Here is a 13255-nt window from a genome sequence, read left to right as displayed (position 1 = left end):
TTACGGCCTATTTCCACTTGGCCTATTTCCACTTGATTGAACAGCCCATAGACGCCGTTTGTGCTTCAGGACCCTTGCCGGTTTTGGCAACAGCCAGCATGGCTTCACGCAGTTCTCGACGGGCGCCGGGGACCACTCTGGCAGTGGAAGCATCCAGCCGGCCGCGGTATTGCAATCCCAGTTCGGCATCAAAACCGAAAAAATCCGGGGTACAAACAGCATCATATTGCCGGGCAACGGACTGGTCTTCGTCCAGAAGATAGGGAAAGGTAAACCCGTTTTCTGCAGCAAAAATCTTCATATTTTGCGGCGAATCTTCCGGATAGCTGTGGAAATCATTGGACATGACAGCTGCCACACCAATTCCGGCTTCCTGAAGTATTTTCACATCCCCGACCAGTTGGGCAATCACGGCTTTTACATAGGGACAGTGATTACAGATAAAGGCAATCAGGGTGCCCTTGTCTCCCCTGATCTGTTCAAGGCTCATCACCTGACCATCCGGGTCCTTGAGAACAAAATCAGGCGCTTTCCAGCCAAAATCGCAAATCGGTGTTTGTAACAGCATCATCCCGCCTTTGTATCCGTCATATCCGGAAATCGTAACGACCAAAAATATTATGGACCAAAAATATTATCGAAGTGATTGTTTTCCCCGGAAAGACAAAAGTATATTCTTATTCTGACTTAAGACAAACCGGTGATATCACTGCCCAGAAGACGACGGGTCAACCGGATCATTATTGCCGTAAGAACCAAGGAACCCGTATGTATCTTCTCAGACATGGGCAGTCCCAGTTTAATGCCAGCTATAGCACAACCAGGATCGACCCAAACATTCCGGATCCGGAATTAACGGATGAGGGCAGGGAACAGGCCCGGATCGCTGGCCAGGAACTTGCCGGGAAGCAGATCATCACCAGAATCATTGCCAGCCCCTATACCAGGGCCTTGCAAACAGCGCAGATCGTCGCCGATATGCTGAGCTTGCCCATAGAAGTCGAACCCCTGGTGCGTGAACACGCCTTTTTCTCCTGTGATATTGGCTCACCTGCCTCGAAGCTCTCGCAACAGTGGCCCCAGCTTGACTTTGCCCACCTGAATGAACGCTGGTGGCCTGATCTGGACGAAACCGAACAACAGGTCAAACAACGCTGCCACCTCTTTCAACAGAAGATGATCGAGCTTGAAGACTGGTCAAAGACGCTTGTTGTCAGCCATTGGGCCTTTATCCGGGGCTTGACGGGTCATGAAATCGAAAACGGCGGTCTGATTGCCATCGATTTGCCTGGTCTTGTTATTCCTGTTGATGCCTGACAGCAGCCCGGACAGGCGGCAGACCAGCAAGAGCTTCACAAAAAGAACCGGAAAACGCTGGATTCTGCGGTTGTTTAGGCGCTAAATCCATGCTAGCCAAACAGGCAAACATATAGGGAGAATTACTTTATGGCTGAAGAAACGACAGCCCAGCAGCAGCCTTTGGCGATTAAAATGCAGTTCATCAAGGACATGTCCTTCGAGAACCCGAACGCGCCAATGATCTATCCGATGATGTCCGGCAAGGCACCCCAGCTTGATATCCAGGTCGATGTCAGCCCGACCCAGCTTTCAGATACCGCCTATGAGGTTGTTCTCAATGTGCGCGGTTCGGCCAAGGTCGAAGACAAGACGGCCTTTATGGTTGAGCTTGATTACGGCGGGATTGTTACCCTGGCCGAAGGTCTGGAACCACAGATCGTCGATCTGTTGCTGATGGTCGAAACACCGCGCTATCTCTTCCCCTTCGCCAGAAACATCGTTGCTGACATTACCCGGGATGGTGGCTTCCCGCCATTGATCATGAATCCGATCGACTTTCACCAGATGTTCCTGCAGCGCCGCAACGAAGAAGCCGCGCAGCAGGCTAACGGAGCCATGGCAGCAGACAAAACAACTGAAACTGCATAAAGTCACTGTTTACTTATAGTATAAGGGCGGTCCTGCGGGTCGCCCTTTTTCATTAATCTGTCCCGTCCTGAAATAAGTTTACATATTGGAGACTTAATAAATCCACGGGAAAAGCTAATCTCTAATTCAACAAGTTAGAGATTTTCGCCATGTCCGTTCTTTCCGCCCCATACATGCCCGACGAAGCAGCAGCCTTCACCCATATGTCGAAGCGATGTTTTAGGCTAATGGCCCGGTCTGCCCGCATTGTGGTGTGGTCGATAACTCGTACAAACCGGAAGGCATCCGTACCAAAAAACCCAGAAGGAAAAGAGCGCCATGGTTTGTGGAAGTGTCGCAAATGCCGCAAGTAGTTCACTGTCCGCTTTTTGAGGAAAGCCACCTGCTAATGCACTTATGGTTGCAAGCCATTCACCTGATGGTGTCCACCAAGAAGGACATTAGCAGTCACCAGCTTCACCGTGTTCTGGTATCACCTACAAAAGCGCATGGTTCCTGACCCACCACATCCGCCCACATCCACGAGCGTATGCGTGACGGTACGTTAAGTTGGCATTTCGGAAAGGGCTTCTCTGGCACTGTGCAAAGCTGAAGGAAAACGAGTCCTTTACCGGGACTCATTCGGCGCGTAGAATCTTAGCAAGAGGCGCAGAAAATGAGCAAACCGATAAAGATCACAGTTAGCGGGACAGACCACCGTGGCGGAGACGCACCGACGGTCGAAGACCTTTTGGCGCAAATTCAAGATTTCGTATTTGTCTTGCATGGGGTTGAAGACGCAGTTTCTGACGGGGAACCCAATGAAATTGTTTGGCGTGTGACCAATGCAACCAAGAATTCTCCGCTTACGTTTGAAGTTACACCTACTCCAAGAAAACATGCGATGAACGTAGATCGGCGGGCCGAAAAGGTTGTGCAGGCCACTGCCAAGGGATTTCGGCAACTCTATGAGACAGGGGAGCGCCCTGCATATTTCACTGATCAAGTAGTGGATCGTGCTGCAAAGGTTTACGAGAGAGTCACGAACGGGCTGTCAACAACTATTGTCGACTTTTGCGGCTACGACGATGCGCCAATCTTTGAGGCCAGTCCTGACAAGGCTCGTGAAGTAGCACGTAAACTGGATGTAGCTAAGCGCCCAGCAGCGATAGCGCACCGGGAGTTAGGTTCTTTAGAAGGCTTCATATCCAAAGTGGAGCTAGATGGTTTTGGGCGTCCACTTGTATGGTTAAAATCCAGAATGGACGGTCAATTGGTGAAATGTATTTCCGACGCGAAAGGCCTGGATAGAATTGGCCACTTTGAGGTTTCCGAAGTCCTCAAGGGATTACGTGTTCGTGTACACGGCTTGCTACACTACAAAGACCTAGAGCAGATCGCATCTATAGAAGTGGAGGGTGTTCATGTATTTGAACCCGATAATAAGCTCCCCAATCACGATGAAATCATAGCTCCCAACTTTACTGATGGCGTTGAGGCCAGCGAGTATTTGAGAAGGCTGCATAGCGATGGCTAAACTGCCTTGGGTTTATTGGGATGCATGCACCTGGATTGCGTACATTAATCAGGAAAAAGAGATCGCGTTGAAAGACGGCACGGTTGAAAATCGCTTCTCAAAATGCCTGGAAGTCTTAGACCGAGCTAACAACAAGAAGCTTGAAATCGTTACGTCTGCGTTCACTTTGGCCGAGGTATGTAAAAAGCCTGAGATACGAGACAGCCCGTTAGAGAATCTAACGGGTTTCTTTGAAAAATCCTACATCGTCATTGTTCCAGTAGATATGTCGATTGGGCGAAGGGCACAACATATGCAAGCTAGCGGACTAGTTTCGTTGAAGCCTGCCGATTCAATTCATCTTGCATCGGCCATAAGAGCCAAGGTGACAGAGTTGCACACATTTGATAGTGGTATCCTTAAGCTTGACGGAGTGGTGCCGGGGTTTGACGGAAAGCCACTCAAGATTTGCAAACCATCCGAAGGGCTGCCGTTAGGACCATTGTTTGACGGAGAAGAAGATGACACAGAAGAACGCCCAGATTGACCGCTTCTAAAGAAGCCGCCCGCGAGATCAAGGCGGTCGAGGATGAAGAACGATTCAATGAAAAGGCTGCATAAGCCGGTGAAAGACAAACCGAAAGGCGAAAAAGATGGTACTTGATGCTGCTTGGGCTGCGATCATTGGGGCAGCCGTTGGCTCTCTGATTACCGTGGCTGGTAGTGCAGGGATTGATTGGGTGTCTGGCCATCGAGCGCGGTTGCTCGCCAAAAAGCGAAAGACGCGACTTCTCCGGATGTTAAGCGACGGAAAATTCAAGTGGAGAAGCCTAAGCCAACTCTCTGCATCAGTCGGGGCAAGTGAATCAGCAACGATGGAACTTCTGATTGAGATTGATGCAAGAGCGTCACTTCAAAATCCGCTTATGTGGGCGCTGCTGTCGCGCGCGCCTTGGTCAAATGACGTGCAGCCCACCGAATAAGCGGTTTTTCAAATATACAATCGCCTTATTTTTTCCATAGGGGATCGCTCAGTTTTTCCAGCATCGCGGCATGGGCTGCCAGTTCTTCTTCGGAGATCGGGTGCGGGCGGGCTTCGCGGATTTTTTTGCCTGAGGGCAGGGTGAGGGACGCACTGCCCCCCGCCCCGACGTTTTGGCCCTTGCGGCTTTTTGCGCCGAGATCAAACCCGTGTTGGCGTCCGCCGCGCAGTTCCAGATAGACTTCTGCCAGCAGTTCACAGTCCAGCAAGGCCCCGTGGTAGGTACGGCTGGAGTTATCAATCTCGAAACGGCGGCAGAGTGCATCGAGGTTGACCGGAGAACCCGGGAAAAGTTCGCGGGCGATTACAACCGTATCAATCGGCTTGTTTTTCAGGGCGGGTTTGCCAGCCCAGCGCAGTTCGCTGTTGAGGAACTTCATATCAAAAGGCGCGTTGTGGATCACCAGCGGGTCTTCACCGATAAATTCGAGAAACTCATCCACCACATCGGCAAACAGCGGCTTGTCGGCCAGAAACTCGCTGCTGATCCCGTGGACCTTGAAGGCGCCTTCCGGCATGTCGCGCTCGGGATTGATATAAAGCTGCAGGGATTTTCCCGTCGGCAGGTTCTGATAAACTTCCAGACAGCCGATCTCGACAATCCGGTGGCCTTCTTCGGGTTTGAATCCGGTGGTTTCGGTATCGAGAATAATTTCACGCATGACTCAACTTCCGTTTTAACGCTGCAGACGAATGGATTTTGACAGATAGGGCAGGAACTTACGTTGTTTTTGTTCCGGTAATCCTTCGGGAATTTTGGACCCGGTCTGTGCCCCGTTATACGACAGAGCAACCAGATTGCGGATAGAACGCAGTGTCAGCCTTTTGCCCAGGCCGGTCGGCACAACAAAATCAGCCCTTGCCCGTTTTTCCAGATCGGAAATCTGTTTATTGCGGATAGAGTTGAACTTTTCCCGGGTCATTCCCGGTCGCTTCAGAACCCGCTGCTGTTGCAAAAAGCCGGGACAACTGACCACCAGAACGGCATCACAAAATCCATCTCCGCCGGTTTCATAAAGCAGCGGAATATCCAGCACCACCAGTTTGCGCCGCAAAAGTGCCTGTCGGGCCAGAAAAGCCTGCATCTCGCGCCGGACCAGCGGGTGAAGGATCTGTTCCAGCTGTCTGAGTTTTTCCGGCTTGCCCAGCACCTCGTCACCCAGCTCTTTGCGGTTGACCCGGCCCGACTGGACAGCCTTGGGGAAAAGGGCGGCAATGGCCGCAACCGCTGCACCGTTATGATCCATCAGTCTGTGAACGGCTGCATCTGCGTCGTGCAGCGGCACGCCGAGGCGGCGAAACATCGCCGCTGCGGTGCTTTTGCCCATGCCGATGGATCCGGTCAGCCCCAGGATAAACATTCAGCTTTCCCTTTGCCGGGCAAGAGAGAAAATCCGGTGGTCCAAATCAGAAAAAGAGAGTCTAGCTGGCAAGGACAAATTTCCTCAATTCTTCTGTGACAGCGGGCCTTTGGCCAAACCAGGCCTCAAATCCGGGGCGCGCCTGATGCAGCAGCATGCCCAGACCGTCAACAATAGGGTTGCCGTTTTTTTCGGCCAGCGCCAGCAGGGGCGTGATCAAGGGGGCATAGACGATGTCCGTGACCACAGCGTCGCGGGGCAGGGCGGCCAGATCCAGTTCCAGCGGGGCCTGTCCGGCCATGCCAAGGCTGGTGGTATTGACCAGAAGATCAGCGCGGTCAAGGGATCGGCTGCGCTCCTCCCAGGGGAGCACAGTTATTTTCCCCGTGATATTATCTGTGATCTTTCCTGTGACATCTTTGCTGTTATCCGGGGAAAGATCTTCAGCCAGCGCTTCGGCCCGGCTCCGGGTGCGGTTCAGCAGGAAAATTTCCGGCACTCCCGCATCCTGCAACGCGGCGATCACGCCGCGTGCGGCCCCGCCAGCGCCGAGAACCACACAGCTTGAACGGCTGAAGTCGAGCTTTTCGGTATTCTGGCGCAGGTTTTCAATAAAACCGAAGGCATCCGTATTGCTGCCCCAGGCCTTGTCGTCTTTAAAGACAAGGGTATTGACCGCACCAATGCGCCGGGCGAGGGGATCGATTTCATCGCAGAACCGTAGCGCCGCTTCCTTGTGCGGCACGGTGACATTCACGCCCTGAAATCCTGCCGCCATCAGGCCCCTGAGCGCCAGATCAAAAGATTCCGGCGCAATCGCCAGCGGCAGGTAGGCCCCGTCGATGGCAAGCTGTTCCAGCCAATAGCCATGCAGCCGCGGGGATTTTGAATGGGATATCGGCCAGCCAACCACCCCGGCCAGCCGGGCTTTACCAGAAAGAATCATCAGGCCAGTACCTCGTTATGTCGCAGGAAAGTCAGAAGCGGCAGCAGCGGCAGACCCAGAATGGTGAAATAGTCGCCCTGGACCTTGTGGAAAAGCTGAGCCCCGAGCCCTTCCAGCTGATAGGCCCCGACCGAAGCCAGCACCTCATCCCCTGCAGCATCAAGATAACGCGCGATAAAATCGGGGTCGAGGTCGCGCATTGTCAGAGCAGCGGTTTCATTGTGATGCCACAGCCGTTCGCCGTCCTTCACCACACAAACCGAACACTGCAGCTGATGGGTCTTGCCCGCCAGCGCCTGAAGATGGGCGGCGGCGTGATCCCGGTCCACCGGTTTGTCGAACCAGATGCCATTACAGTCCAGCATCTGATCAGCCCCGATGACAAAACAGCCGGGATGGGACAGCGAGACCTTGCGCGCCTTCAGTTCCGCCAGGGTTTCCGCAACCTGAAGCGCGCTTGCGCCTTCGTGTCTGAGCGAGTCCTTGACCGCTTCCTCATCGATGAAGGCAGGCAGCAGCCCGGCCAGCGGGACACCCGCATTTTCCAGCAGCTGTTGTCGCGCCTTGCTGGCCGAGGCCAGAATCACTCCGGTCCGGGTTTTCCCCTGCAGGCTTTGCCCCGGTTTTTTCTGTGGGTTTTCCTGTGGGCTACGCCTTAGATTTTCCCCTGGATTTTCCCCTGGATTTTCCGGCAAAGTTCCAGCAGCGGGGCCGTCAGCACGCCCCCCTGGGGTTCCAGACAGGGTTTTGGATAAAATACGGGGCGAACTATCGGTTTCAGGTATGCTTTTACTCATCGCCGATCCCGATATGGCGGTGGTAATATTTGATAATGGTCGCGGCGGTTTCCTCGATCGACCGCCGGGTCACATCGATGATCGGCCAGCGGTTTTCGTTACAGAGTTTGCGCGCGATCTTGACCTCTTCCTTGATCGATTCAAGGTGGACATAGTCGGTTTCTTCCTCGTTCGAGATCATCTTCAGACGGGTGCGGCGGATCTGCACCAGGCTGGCCGGGTCCTTGGTCAGACCGACGACAAAGGGTTTGGTCAGGCTGTTAAGCTCAACCGGCAGCGGGCAGCCCGGCACCACCGGCACGTTGGCCGCCTTGAAACCGCGATTGGCCAGATAGATACAGGTCGGGGTTTTCGAGGTGCGCGACACCCCGAGAATAACAATCTCGGCCTCGTTGAGGTTCTGCGGCAGCTGTCCGTCGTCGTGGTTCAGGGCAAAGTTCATCGCCTCGATCCGGTTGAAATATTCGGAATCGAGCGCGTGCTGCAGCCCGGGTTTGCCCGACATTTCCAGATTGAAATAACTCGCCAGCGCATGAATCACCGGGTCGAGTACCGGGATCGACGGCAGGCCAAGGCGGCGGCACTCGCGGATCAGAATATCGCGAAGTTCCTGATTTATAACGGTAAACAGAACCGGACCTGGTTTCTCGCGAATCTGGACCAGCACCTTTTCCATCTGTCCCTTGGTCCGGATCAGGCTCCAGACATGTTCGACCGGTTCCTCGACCTTGAACTGTACCATACAGGCACGCGCGACAGAGTTGATGGTTTCACCTGTCGAATCAGAAACAAGGTGCAGGTGGGTCTGTGTCATTATCCGGTCCCGGCTGTTTACCTGAAGGTTTCGCGTCTCAGGATCATACATACACATTCTGACGGAATCGGGAAACCCAAGAAGCTCGGGCAGGGGTGTTCACTGGGAGTGTTCTCTGGCCTGAACTCTGGCCTGAACTGTCGAAACAACAGCCGGATCCGCAGGAGGATCAATATCTTATGTGCATAAAGCTGCGGACGAAGGTGAAAACTTTGTGGATAACTATCCCGATTTATCCCCGGCCGTCTTTTCTACACACGCTGTGCCCCTGATGATACCTTGCTTTATGCGACAATTCGCAGCAATACCCACAGCTGTGCAAAACCTGTAAAAGGACTCCGGCAGGAAAAAAGTTATCCCCATGATTCACCCAATCTTGTGGATGAATATGACTCGGTGAGTCCTGACGAGTCGCTCGAAAACATCCCGAAAGAGACTCACAGAAAAATGAAATTGATCAAACGATGTCTTGAAGCTTGCGGACAAGTTATGAATAAGTGACTAATCCCCACGACTCACAGGGATCTACAACAACAACAAATAATTACTATTACTAAGTATAGTTATGAGATAACCCAAGACACGAGGTTCAATAAGACCGTGAAAACCGAAAACAAGCTCATGATCCGTGCCCTGAAAGGCGAGAAAACCGAACGCACACCCGTATGGCTTATGCGTCAGGCAGGACGGTTTCTTCCCGAATATCGCAAGACACGCGCCAGCGCTGACGGTTTTCTGGATCTCTGTTACAGCCCCGACCTTGCGGTTGAAGTAACTCTGCAGCCCATCCGCCGTTTCGGCTTCGATGCCTCGATTGTTTTCAGTGATATCCTGGTCATCCCCCATGCCCTGGGCCAGAAAGTCTGGTTTGAGGAAGGTGTTGGGCCAAAGCTTGAACCGCTACAGTCCATAGCTGATCTCGAAAATCTGAATTTTGACAAACTGCACAGCCATCTTTCCCCGGTATATGAAACCATCGGTCGCTTGCGCGAAGATCTGCCAAAAGAGACCACATTGATCGGCTTTGCCGGTGCCCCCTGGACAGTGGTCAGCTATATGATCGAAGGTGGATCCTCCAAGGATTATGCCAGGGCAAAGACCTGGGCCTATTCAAAACCGGAAGAGTTCGATCGCATTATTGATCTTGTTGCAGAAGCAACAACGCGCTATCTGATCCGGCAGATCGAAAGTGGTGCCGAAACAGTACAGATCTTTGATTCCTGGGCTGGTGTATGGCCGGAATTTGCTCTCAAGCGCTGGTGTCTTGAACCTTGTAAAAAGATTATTGCCGGGATTAAAGCCGTTCACCCCGAAGTTCCCGTCATTCTCTTTCCAAGGGGCGTAGGCGACAGCTATCCGCTTTTCGCCAAAGAAAGCGGAGCAGATGCTTTGGGTCTCGATACGACGCTGTCACCTGTCTGGGCCAGAGACAACATCCAGTCACATGTCACAGTTCAGGGAAATCTCGATCCGCTTTTGCTTGTTGCAGGCGGCAGCATGCTTGACCAATCGATCGACAGTATTCTTGCAACATTCTCTGATGGTCCCTTTATTTTCAACCTTGGGCATGGCATCTTGCCTCAAACACCAATCGGGCATGTTGAACAGATGCTCAAACGTATTCGCGGATAATCAACAATCACGTCAGGGCAAGATCGAAATGGGCGGCTTTTTGGGAGATTTCTATCTCTGGGTCAAAGCAATACATATTATGGCTGTCATCTCCTGGATGGCAGGCCTGTTCTATCTTCCCAGACTGTTTGTCTACCATACACAGGTGCCCACAGGATCAGAACGTTCAGAGATCTTCAAAGTGATGGAACGGAAACTCTTTCGTTTCATCATGACGCCCGCCATGGCAGCAACCTGGATCTTCGGTATTTTACTGGTTCTGAATATAGAGGCCTATCGGGAAGGCTGGTTCCACGGCAAGCTGGTTTGTCTGCTTGGCATGCAGGCATTTCATGGCATGTCATCTAAATGGATGAAAAATTTCCAGTCTGATATAAACGTTAAAAGCGAGAAGTTTTTCAGGCTAGCCAACGAAGTCCCGACTCTCTTGATGATTGCCATTGTCATACTTGCTGTGGTAAAACCGTTTTAAGTAATAAATAATGGTTGTTTTCCATAATGTCCTTTATCAAAGGAACTTATAGTTTTCTCTTGGAAATATTTTTCCAGATGAATTCACAAGTTTTTTGATGTTCCAGGTTTAATTCCCGAGAAAAAGTCCCAGAAGCAAAGTGAAAAACGGAAAATAACTGGAATTCTTTTACTTGACTTCTTTTTTGAGGTACTATAATCCACGCCGCATAACGAATACGGGCAAGTTCTTTGGCCCGCTATCCCGTCCTTACACGTGACATGGTATTAGATCGTTGAGGTCCCCTGCAAATGCGGCGGTTTCCTTACGCTATTCAACTTGTTTGTTACGTCCCATCATCCCGTTCTTTTTTACGACTGAACCAACCTTTTCTGTCACATGAACCTACAAGATCTCAAAATTAAAAGTCCTGCCGAGCTATTGAAACTCGCAGAAGAACTTGAAATCGAGAACGCCAGTACCCTGCGCAAGCAGGACATGATGTTCGCTATCCTCAAGCAAATGGCCGAGAACGATGTGCCTATCTTTGGCTCAGGTGTTCTTGAAATCTTGCAGGACGGTTTTGGTTTCCTCCGCGCACCGGAATCAAATTATTTACCAGGCCCGGATGATATTTATGTCAGCCCCAGCCAGGTCAGACGTTTCGGATTGCGCACAGGAGATACGGTTGAAGGCCAGATACGGGCACCTAAGGACGGAGAGCGTTATTTTGCTCTTTTGAAAGTTAACCAGATCAACTTTGACCAGCCGGAAAGCTCCCGTCACCGGATCAACTTTGATAACCTGACCCCGCTCTACCCAGATGAAAAAATCAATCTGGAAATTGATGATCCCACCAAAAAAGACATGACAACCCGGGTTATTGACCTGGTTGCACCTTTGGGCAAAGGTCAGCGCGCACTTATTGTTGCGCCTCCACGGACCGGTAAAACGGTTCTCATGCAGAATATTGCCCATTCGATTGCTACAAATCATCCTGAAGTATTCCTGATTGTTCTTCTGATTGACGAGCGTCCAGAGGAAGTTACGGATATGGCCCGCTCGGTAAAGGGAGAGGTTGTCAGCTCGACCTTTGATGAACCGGCACACCGCCATGTCCAGGTCACCGAGATGGTGCTTGAAAAAGCAAAACGTCTTGTGGAACACAAAAAGGATGTTGTTATCCTTCTTGATTCCATTACCCGTCTCGCGCGTGCCTACAACACCGTTGTTCCAAGCTCTGGCAAGGTTCTGACCGGTGGTGTGGATGCGAACGCGCTACAGCGTCCAAAGCGCTTCTTTGGGGCTGCACGTAACATCGAAGAAGGTGGCAGCCTGACGATCATCTCTACGGCTCTGATCGATACAGGAAGCCGTATGGACGAGGTTATCTTTGAAGAGTTCAAAGGTACTGGGAACTCGGAAATCGTTCTCGATCGTAAACTGGCTGACAAACGGACATTCCCTGCGATTGATATCGGTAAATCCGGTACGCGTAAGGAAGAACTGCTTGTGGACAAGGGAACCCTTTCCAAAATGTGGGTTCTGCGCCGTATTCTCATGCCAATGGGTGTTACTGATTCAGTTGAATTCCTGGTCGACAAGCTCAAGACTTCAAAAAATAATGCTGATTTCTTTGATGCAATGAACCAGTAGGATCACCGGGGCGTTCCCGTAAGTTTCTGGCTATGTTAAAAAAGGGGACCGTAAAAGTGCTTTACGGTCCCCTTTTTTATTTCAACCCCGGAATTCTTTTAGTGGTGAGGGATCATAATTGTTGAGCCTGTCGTCTTTCTGGCTTCAAGATCCTGATGAGCCTTGCTTGCTTCGGATAGCGGATAGCTCTGGTTGATATCAATCTTGACTACTCCGGATGATACAACCGAAAAAAGTGACTTGGCAGAAGCGACCAGATCACTGTGGGTTCCTGTATAATGTGCCAGGCTTGGTCTGGTCAGATACAGCCCGCCTTTCTGATTGAGAAGGAGCGGCTCTATTGGTGGAACAGGACCGGAAGCATTGCCAAAGGTTACCATGGTACCACGGACTTTCAGACAATCGAGGGATCCCATGAAGGTATCCTTACCAACGGAATCATAGACAACGTTTACGCCCTTGCCATCAGTAAGCTCTTTTACTCTTTCAACAAAATTTTCAGTCTTGTAATTGATTGTATGATGACATCCTTTAGAACGGGCAATTTCGGCTTTTTCTTCAGAACCAACAGTACCTATAACCGTTGCTCCCAAATGGTTTAACCACTGACTGGCAATGGATCCCACCCCTCCAGCTGCAGCGTGTAACAGCACTGTATCTCCTGGCTGTACACAGTAGGTCCGGCGGATAAGATACTCTGTCGTCATGCCCTGTAACATCATGGATGCGGCCTGGTTATCACTAATCCTTTCCGGAATAAGGATAACTTTGCTTGCAGGAATTAACCGGTGTTCAGCATAGGATCCTATTGGCCCGGTGCCGTAGGCAACCCGGTCTCCAACATGAAGATCCTTTACACCAGCCCCAACTGCTTCAATGACCCCTGCCGCTTCAAGGCCAATACCGGATGGAAGATTGGCCTGTGGATAAAGACCTGTCCGGTGATAGACATCAATAAAGTTAAGGCCAATGGCGGTTTGCTTCAGCCGGATTTCTCCTGGACCTGGCTGGCCAACTTCAACAGTTTCGTATTTAAGAACTTCTGGTCCACCGTATTCGTGGAAGCGAATTGCCTTCGTCATTTTCTGACTGTTCCTTAATTTCTCTGGCTAAA

Annotated in this window: 15 protein-coding genes and 1 pseudogene; 9 read left to right on the top strand and 7 right to left on the bottom strand. The window is 51.4% G+C overall.

Annotated elements, in window-relative coordinates; genetic code table 11:
* Window positions 1-22: 22 nt before the first annotated feature.
* Window positions 23-571 (bottom strand): thioredoxin family protein, encoded by a 549-nt coding sequence (locus O4H49_RS10400; RefSeq protein WP_331283756.1) that lies wholly within the window; start codon window positions 569-571, stop codon window positions 23-25.
* Window positions 572-768: 197 nt separating this feature from the next.
* On the opposite strand from O4H49_RS10400, the gene O4H49_RS10395 reads away from it, so the two are divergent.
* From O4H49_RS10395 to O4H49_RS10370, 6 genes and pseudogenes are all read left to right on the top strand, one after another.
* A complete protein-coding gene (locus tag O4H49_RS10395) occupies window positions 769-1317 on the top strand; it encodes a histidine phosphatase family protein (RefSeq protein ID WP_269423363.1) in 549 nt (182 codons plus the stop codon).
* A gap of 129 nt (window positions 1318-1446) precedes the next feature.
* Window positions 1447-1947, top strand: coding sequence for a protein-export chaperone SecB (secB, locus tag O4H49_RS10390; protein ID WP_269423362.1), 501 nt, complete (start codon window positions 1447-1449; stop codon window positions 1945-1947).
* A gap of 149 nt (window positions 1948-2096) precedes the next feature.
* A pseudogene (locus O4H49_RS10385) lies at window positions 2097-2460 on the top strand (transposase); the annotation flags it as partial.
* A gap of 142 nt (window positions 2461-2602) precedes the next feature.
* Window positions 2603-3463, top strand: coding sequence for a hypothetical protein (locus tag O4H49_RS10380; protein ID WP_269423361.1), 861 nt, complete (start codon window positions 2603-2605; stop codon window positions 3461-3463).
* On the top strand, window positions 3456-3989 hold the full coding sequence (locus tag O4H49_RS10375; protein ID WP_269423360.1) for a type II toxin-antitoxin system VapC family toxin: 534 nt from the start codon (window positions 3456-3458) through the stop codon (window positions 3987-3989). Before O4H49_RS10380 ends, O4H49_RS10375 begins: the two co-directional genes overlap by 8 nt.
* Before the next feature lie 106 nt (window positions 3990-4095).
* Window positions 4096-4425, top strand: a complete 330-nt coding sequence (locus O4H49_RS10370; RefSeq protein WP_269423359.1) for a hypothetical protein — start codon at window positions 4096-4098, stop codon at window positions 4423-4425.
* A 25-nt stretch (window positions 4426-4450) separates the two neighbouring features.
* Here O4H49_RS10370 and dnaQ read toward each other — a convergent pair whose 3' ends face one another.
* From dnaQ to O4H49_RS10345, 5 genes are all read right to left on the bottom strand, one after another.
* Entirely contained in the window at window positions 4451-5146 is a 696-nt protein-coding gene (dnaQ, locus tag O4H49_RS10365) for a DNA polymerase III subunit epsilon (RefSeq protein ID WP_269423358.1), read from the bottom strand.
* A 15-nt stretch (window positions 5147-5161) separates the two neighbouring features.
* The gene (gene coaE, locus O4H49_RS10360) at window positions 5162-5845 is read right to left on the bottom strand and encodes a dephospho-CoA kinase (protein WP_269423357.1); all 684 of its coding nucleotides are present in this window, start codon (window positions 5843-5845) and stop codon (window positions 5162-5164) included.
* A gap of 61 nt (window positions 5846-5906) precedes the next feature.
* Window positions 5907-6791 (bottom strand): shikimate dehydrogenase, encoded by an 885-nt coding sequence (locus O4H49_RS10355; protein WP_269423356.1) that lies wholly within the window; start codon window positions 6789-6791, stop codon window positions 5907-5909.
* Window positions 6791-7588: a Maf family protein gene (locus O4H49_RS10350; RefSeq protein ID WP_331283755.1), complete on the bottom strand. Its 798-nt coding sequence runs from the start codon at window positions 7586-7588 to the stop codon at window positions 6791-6793. Before O4H49_RS10350 ends, O4H49_RS10355 begins: the two co-directional genes overlap by 1 nt.
* On the bottom strand, window positions 7581-8402 hold the full coding sequence (locus O4H49_RS10345; RefSeq protein WP_033405471.1) for a pyruvate, water dikinase regulatory protein: 822 nt from the start codon (window positions 8400-8402) through the stop codon (window positions 7581-7583). Before O4H49_RS10345 ends, O4H49_RS10350 begins: the two co-directional genes overlap by 8 nt.
* A gap of 600 nt (window positions 8403-9002) precedes the next feature.
* On the opposite strand from O4H49_RS10345, the gene hemE reads away from it, so the two are divergent.
* The 3 genes from hemE (at window position 9003) to rho (ending at window position 12141) form a co-directional block, all read left to right on the top strand.
* Entirely contained in the window at window positions 9003-10034 is a 1032-nt protein-coding gene (gene hemE / locus O4H49_RS10340) for a uroporphyrinogen decarboxylase (RefSeq protein WP_269423355.1), read from the top strand.
* Window positions 10035-10062: 28 nt separating this feature from the next.
* Window positions 10063-10506 carry a protoporphyrinogen oxidase HemJ gene (gene hemJ, locus O4H49_RS10335; protein WP_269423354.1) on the top strand — a complete coding sequence of 148 codons (444 nt, stop codon included), beginning with the start codon at window positions 10063-10065 and terminating at the stop codon, window positions 10504-10506.
* Window positions 10507-10884: 378 nt separating this feature from the next.
* A complete protein-coding gene (gene rho, locus O4H49_RS10330) occupies window positions 10885-12141 on the top strand; it encodes a transcription termination factor Rho (protein WP_020590424.1) in 1257 nt (418 codons plus the stop codon).
* Window positions 12142-12239: 98 nt separating this feature from the next.
* On the opposite strand, the gene O4H49_RS10325 is transcribed toward rho, so the two are convergent.
* Entirely contained in the window at window positions 12240-13223 is a 984-nt protein-coding gene (locus O4H49_RS10325) for a quinone oxidoreductase family protein (protein ID WP_269423353.1), read from the bottom strand.
* Window positions 13224-13255: the final 32 nt, after the last annotated feature.

This window comes from Kiloniella laminariae, from assembly GCF_027214005.1.
In the GTDB taxonomy this organism is placed as follows: domain Bacteria; phylum Pseudomonadota; class Alphaproteobacteria; order Kiloniellales; family Kiloniellaceae; genus Kiloniella; species Kiloniella laminariae_A.
The sequence above is the reverse complement of the archived record's forward strand: the minus strand, read 5'-3'. Positions and strand labels throughout refer to the sequence as shown.

Excerpts from the sequence above, each read along its gene's own strand:
- O4H49_RS10400 (WP_331283756.1), bottom strand. The coding sequence starts at position 571 with ATGATGCTGTTACAAACACCGATTTGCGATTTTGGCTGGAAAGCGCCT.
- O4H49_RS10395 (WP_269423363.1), top strand. The coding sequence starts at position 769 with ATGTATCTTCTCAGACATGGGCAGTCCCAGTTTAATGCCAGCTATAGC.
- secB (WP_269423362.1), top strand. The coding sequence starts at position 1,447 with ATGGCTGAAGAAACGACAGCCCAGCAGCAGCCTTTGGCGATTAAAATG.
- O4H49_RS10380 (WP_269423361.1), top strand. The coding sequence starts at position 2,603 with ATGAGCAAACCGATAAAGATCACAGTTAGCGGGACAGACCACCGTGGC.
- O4H49_RS10375 (WP_269423360.1), top strand. The coding sequence starts at position 3,456 with ATGGCTAAACTGCCTTGGGTTTATTGGGATGCATGCACCTGGATTGCG.
- O4H49_RS10370 (WP_269423359.1), top strand. The coding sequence starts at position 4,096 with ATGGTACTTGATGCTGCTTGGGCTGCGATCATTGGGGCAGCCGTTGGC.
- dnaQ (WP_269423358.1), bottom strand. The coding sequence starts at position 5,146 with ATGCGTGAAATTATTCTCGATACCGAAACCACCGGATTCAAACCCGAA.
- coaE (WP_269423357.1), bottom strand. The coding sequence starts at position 5,845 with ATGTTTATCCTGGGGCTGACCGGATCCATCGGCATGGGCAAAAGCACC.
- O4H49_RS10355 (WP_269423356.1), bottom strand. The coding sequence starts at position 6,791 with ATGATTCTTTCTGGTAAAGCCCGGCTGGCCGGGGTGGTTGGCTGGCCG.
- O4H49_RS10350 (WP_331283755.1), bottom strand. The coding sequence starts at position 7,588 with ATGAGTAAAAGCATACCTGAAACCGATAGTTCGCCCCGTATTTTATCC.
- O4H49_RS10345 (WP_033405471.1), bottom strand. The coding sequence starts at position 8,402 with ATGACACAGACCCACCTGCACCTTGTTTCTGATTCGACAGGTGAAACC.
- hemJ (WP_269423354.1), top strand. The coding sequence starts at position 10,063 with ATGGGCGGCTTTTTGGGAGATTTCTATCTCTGGGTCAAAGCAATACAT.
- rho (WP_020590424.1), top strand. The coding sequence starts at position 10,885 with ATGAACCTACAAGATCTCAAAATTAAAAGTCCTGCCGAGCTATTGAAA.
- O4H49_RS10325 (WP_269423353.1), bottom strand. The coding sequence starts at position 13,223 with ATGACGAAGGCAATTCGCTTCCACGAATACGGTGGACCAGAAGTTCTT.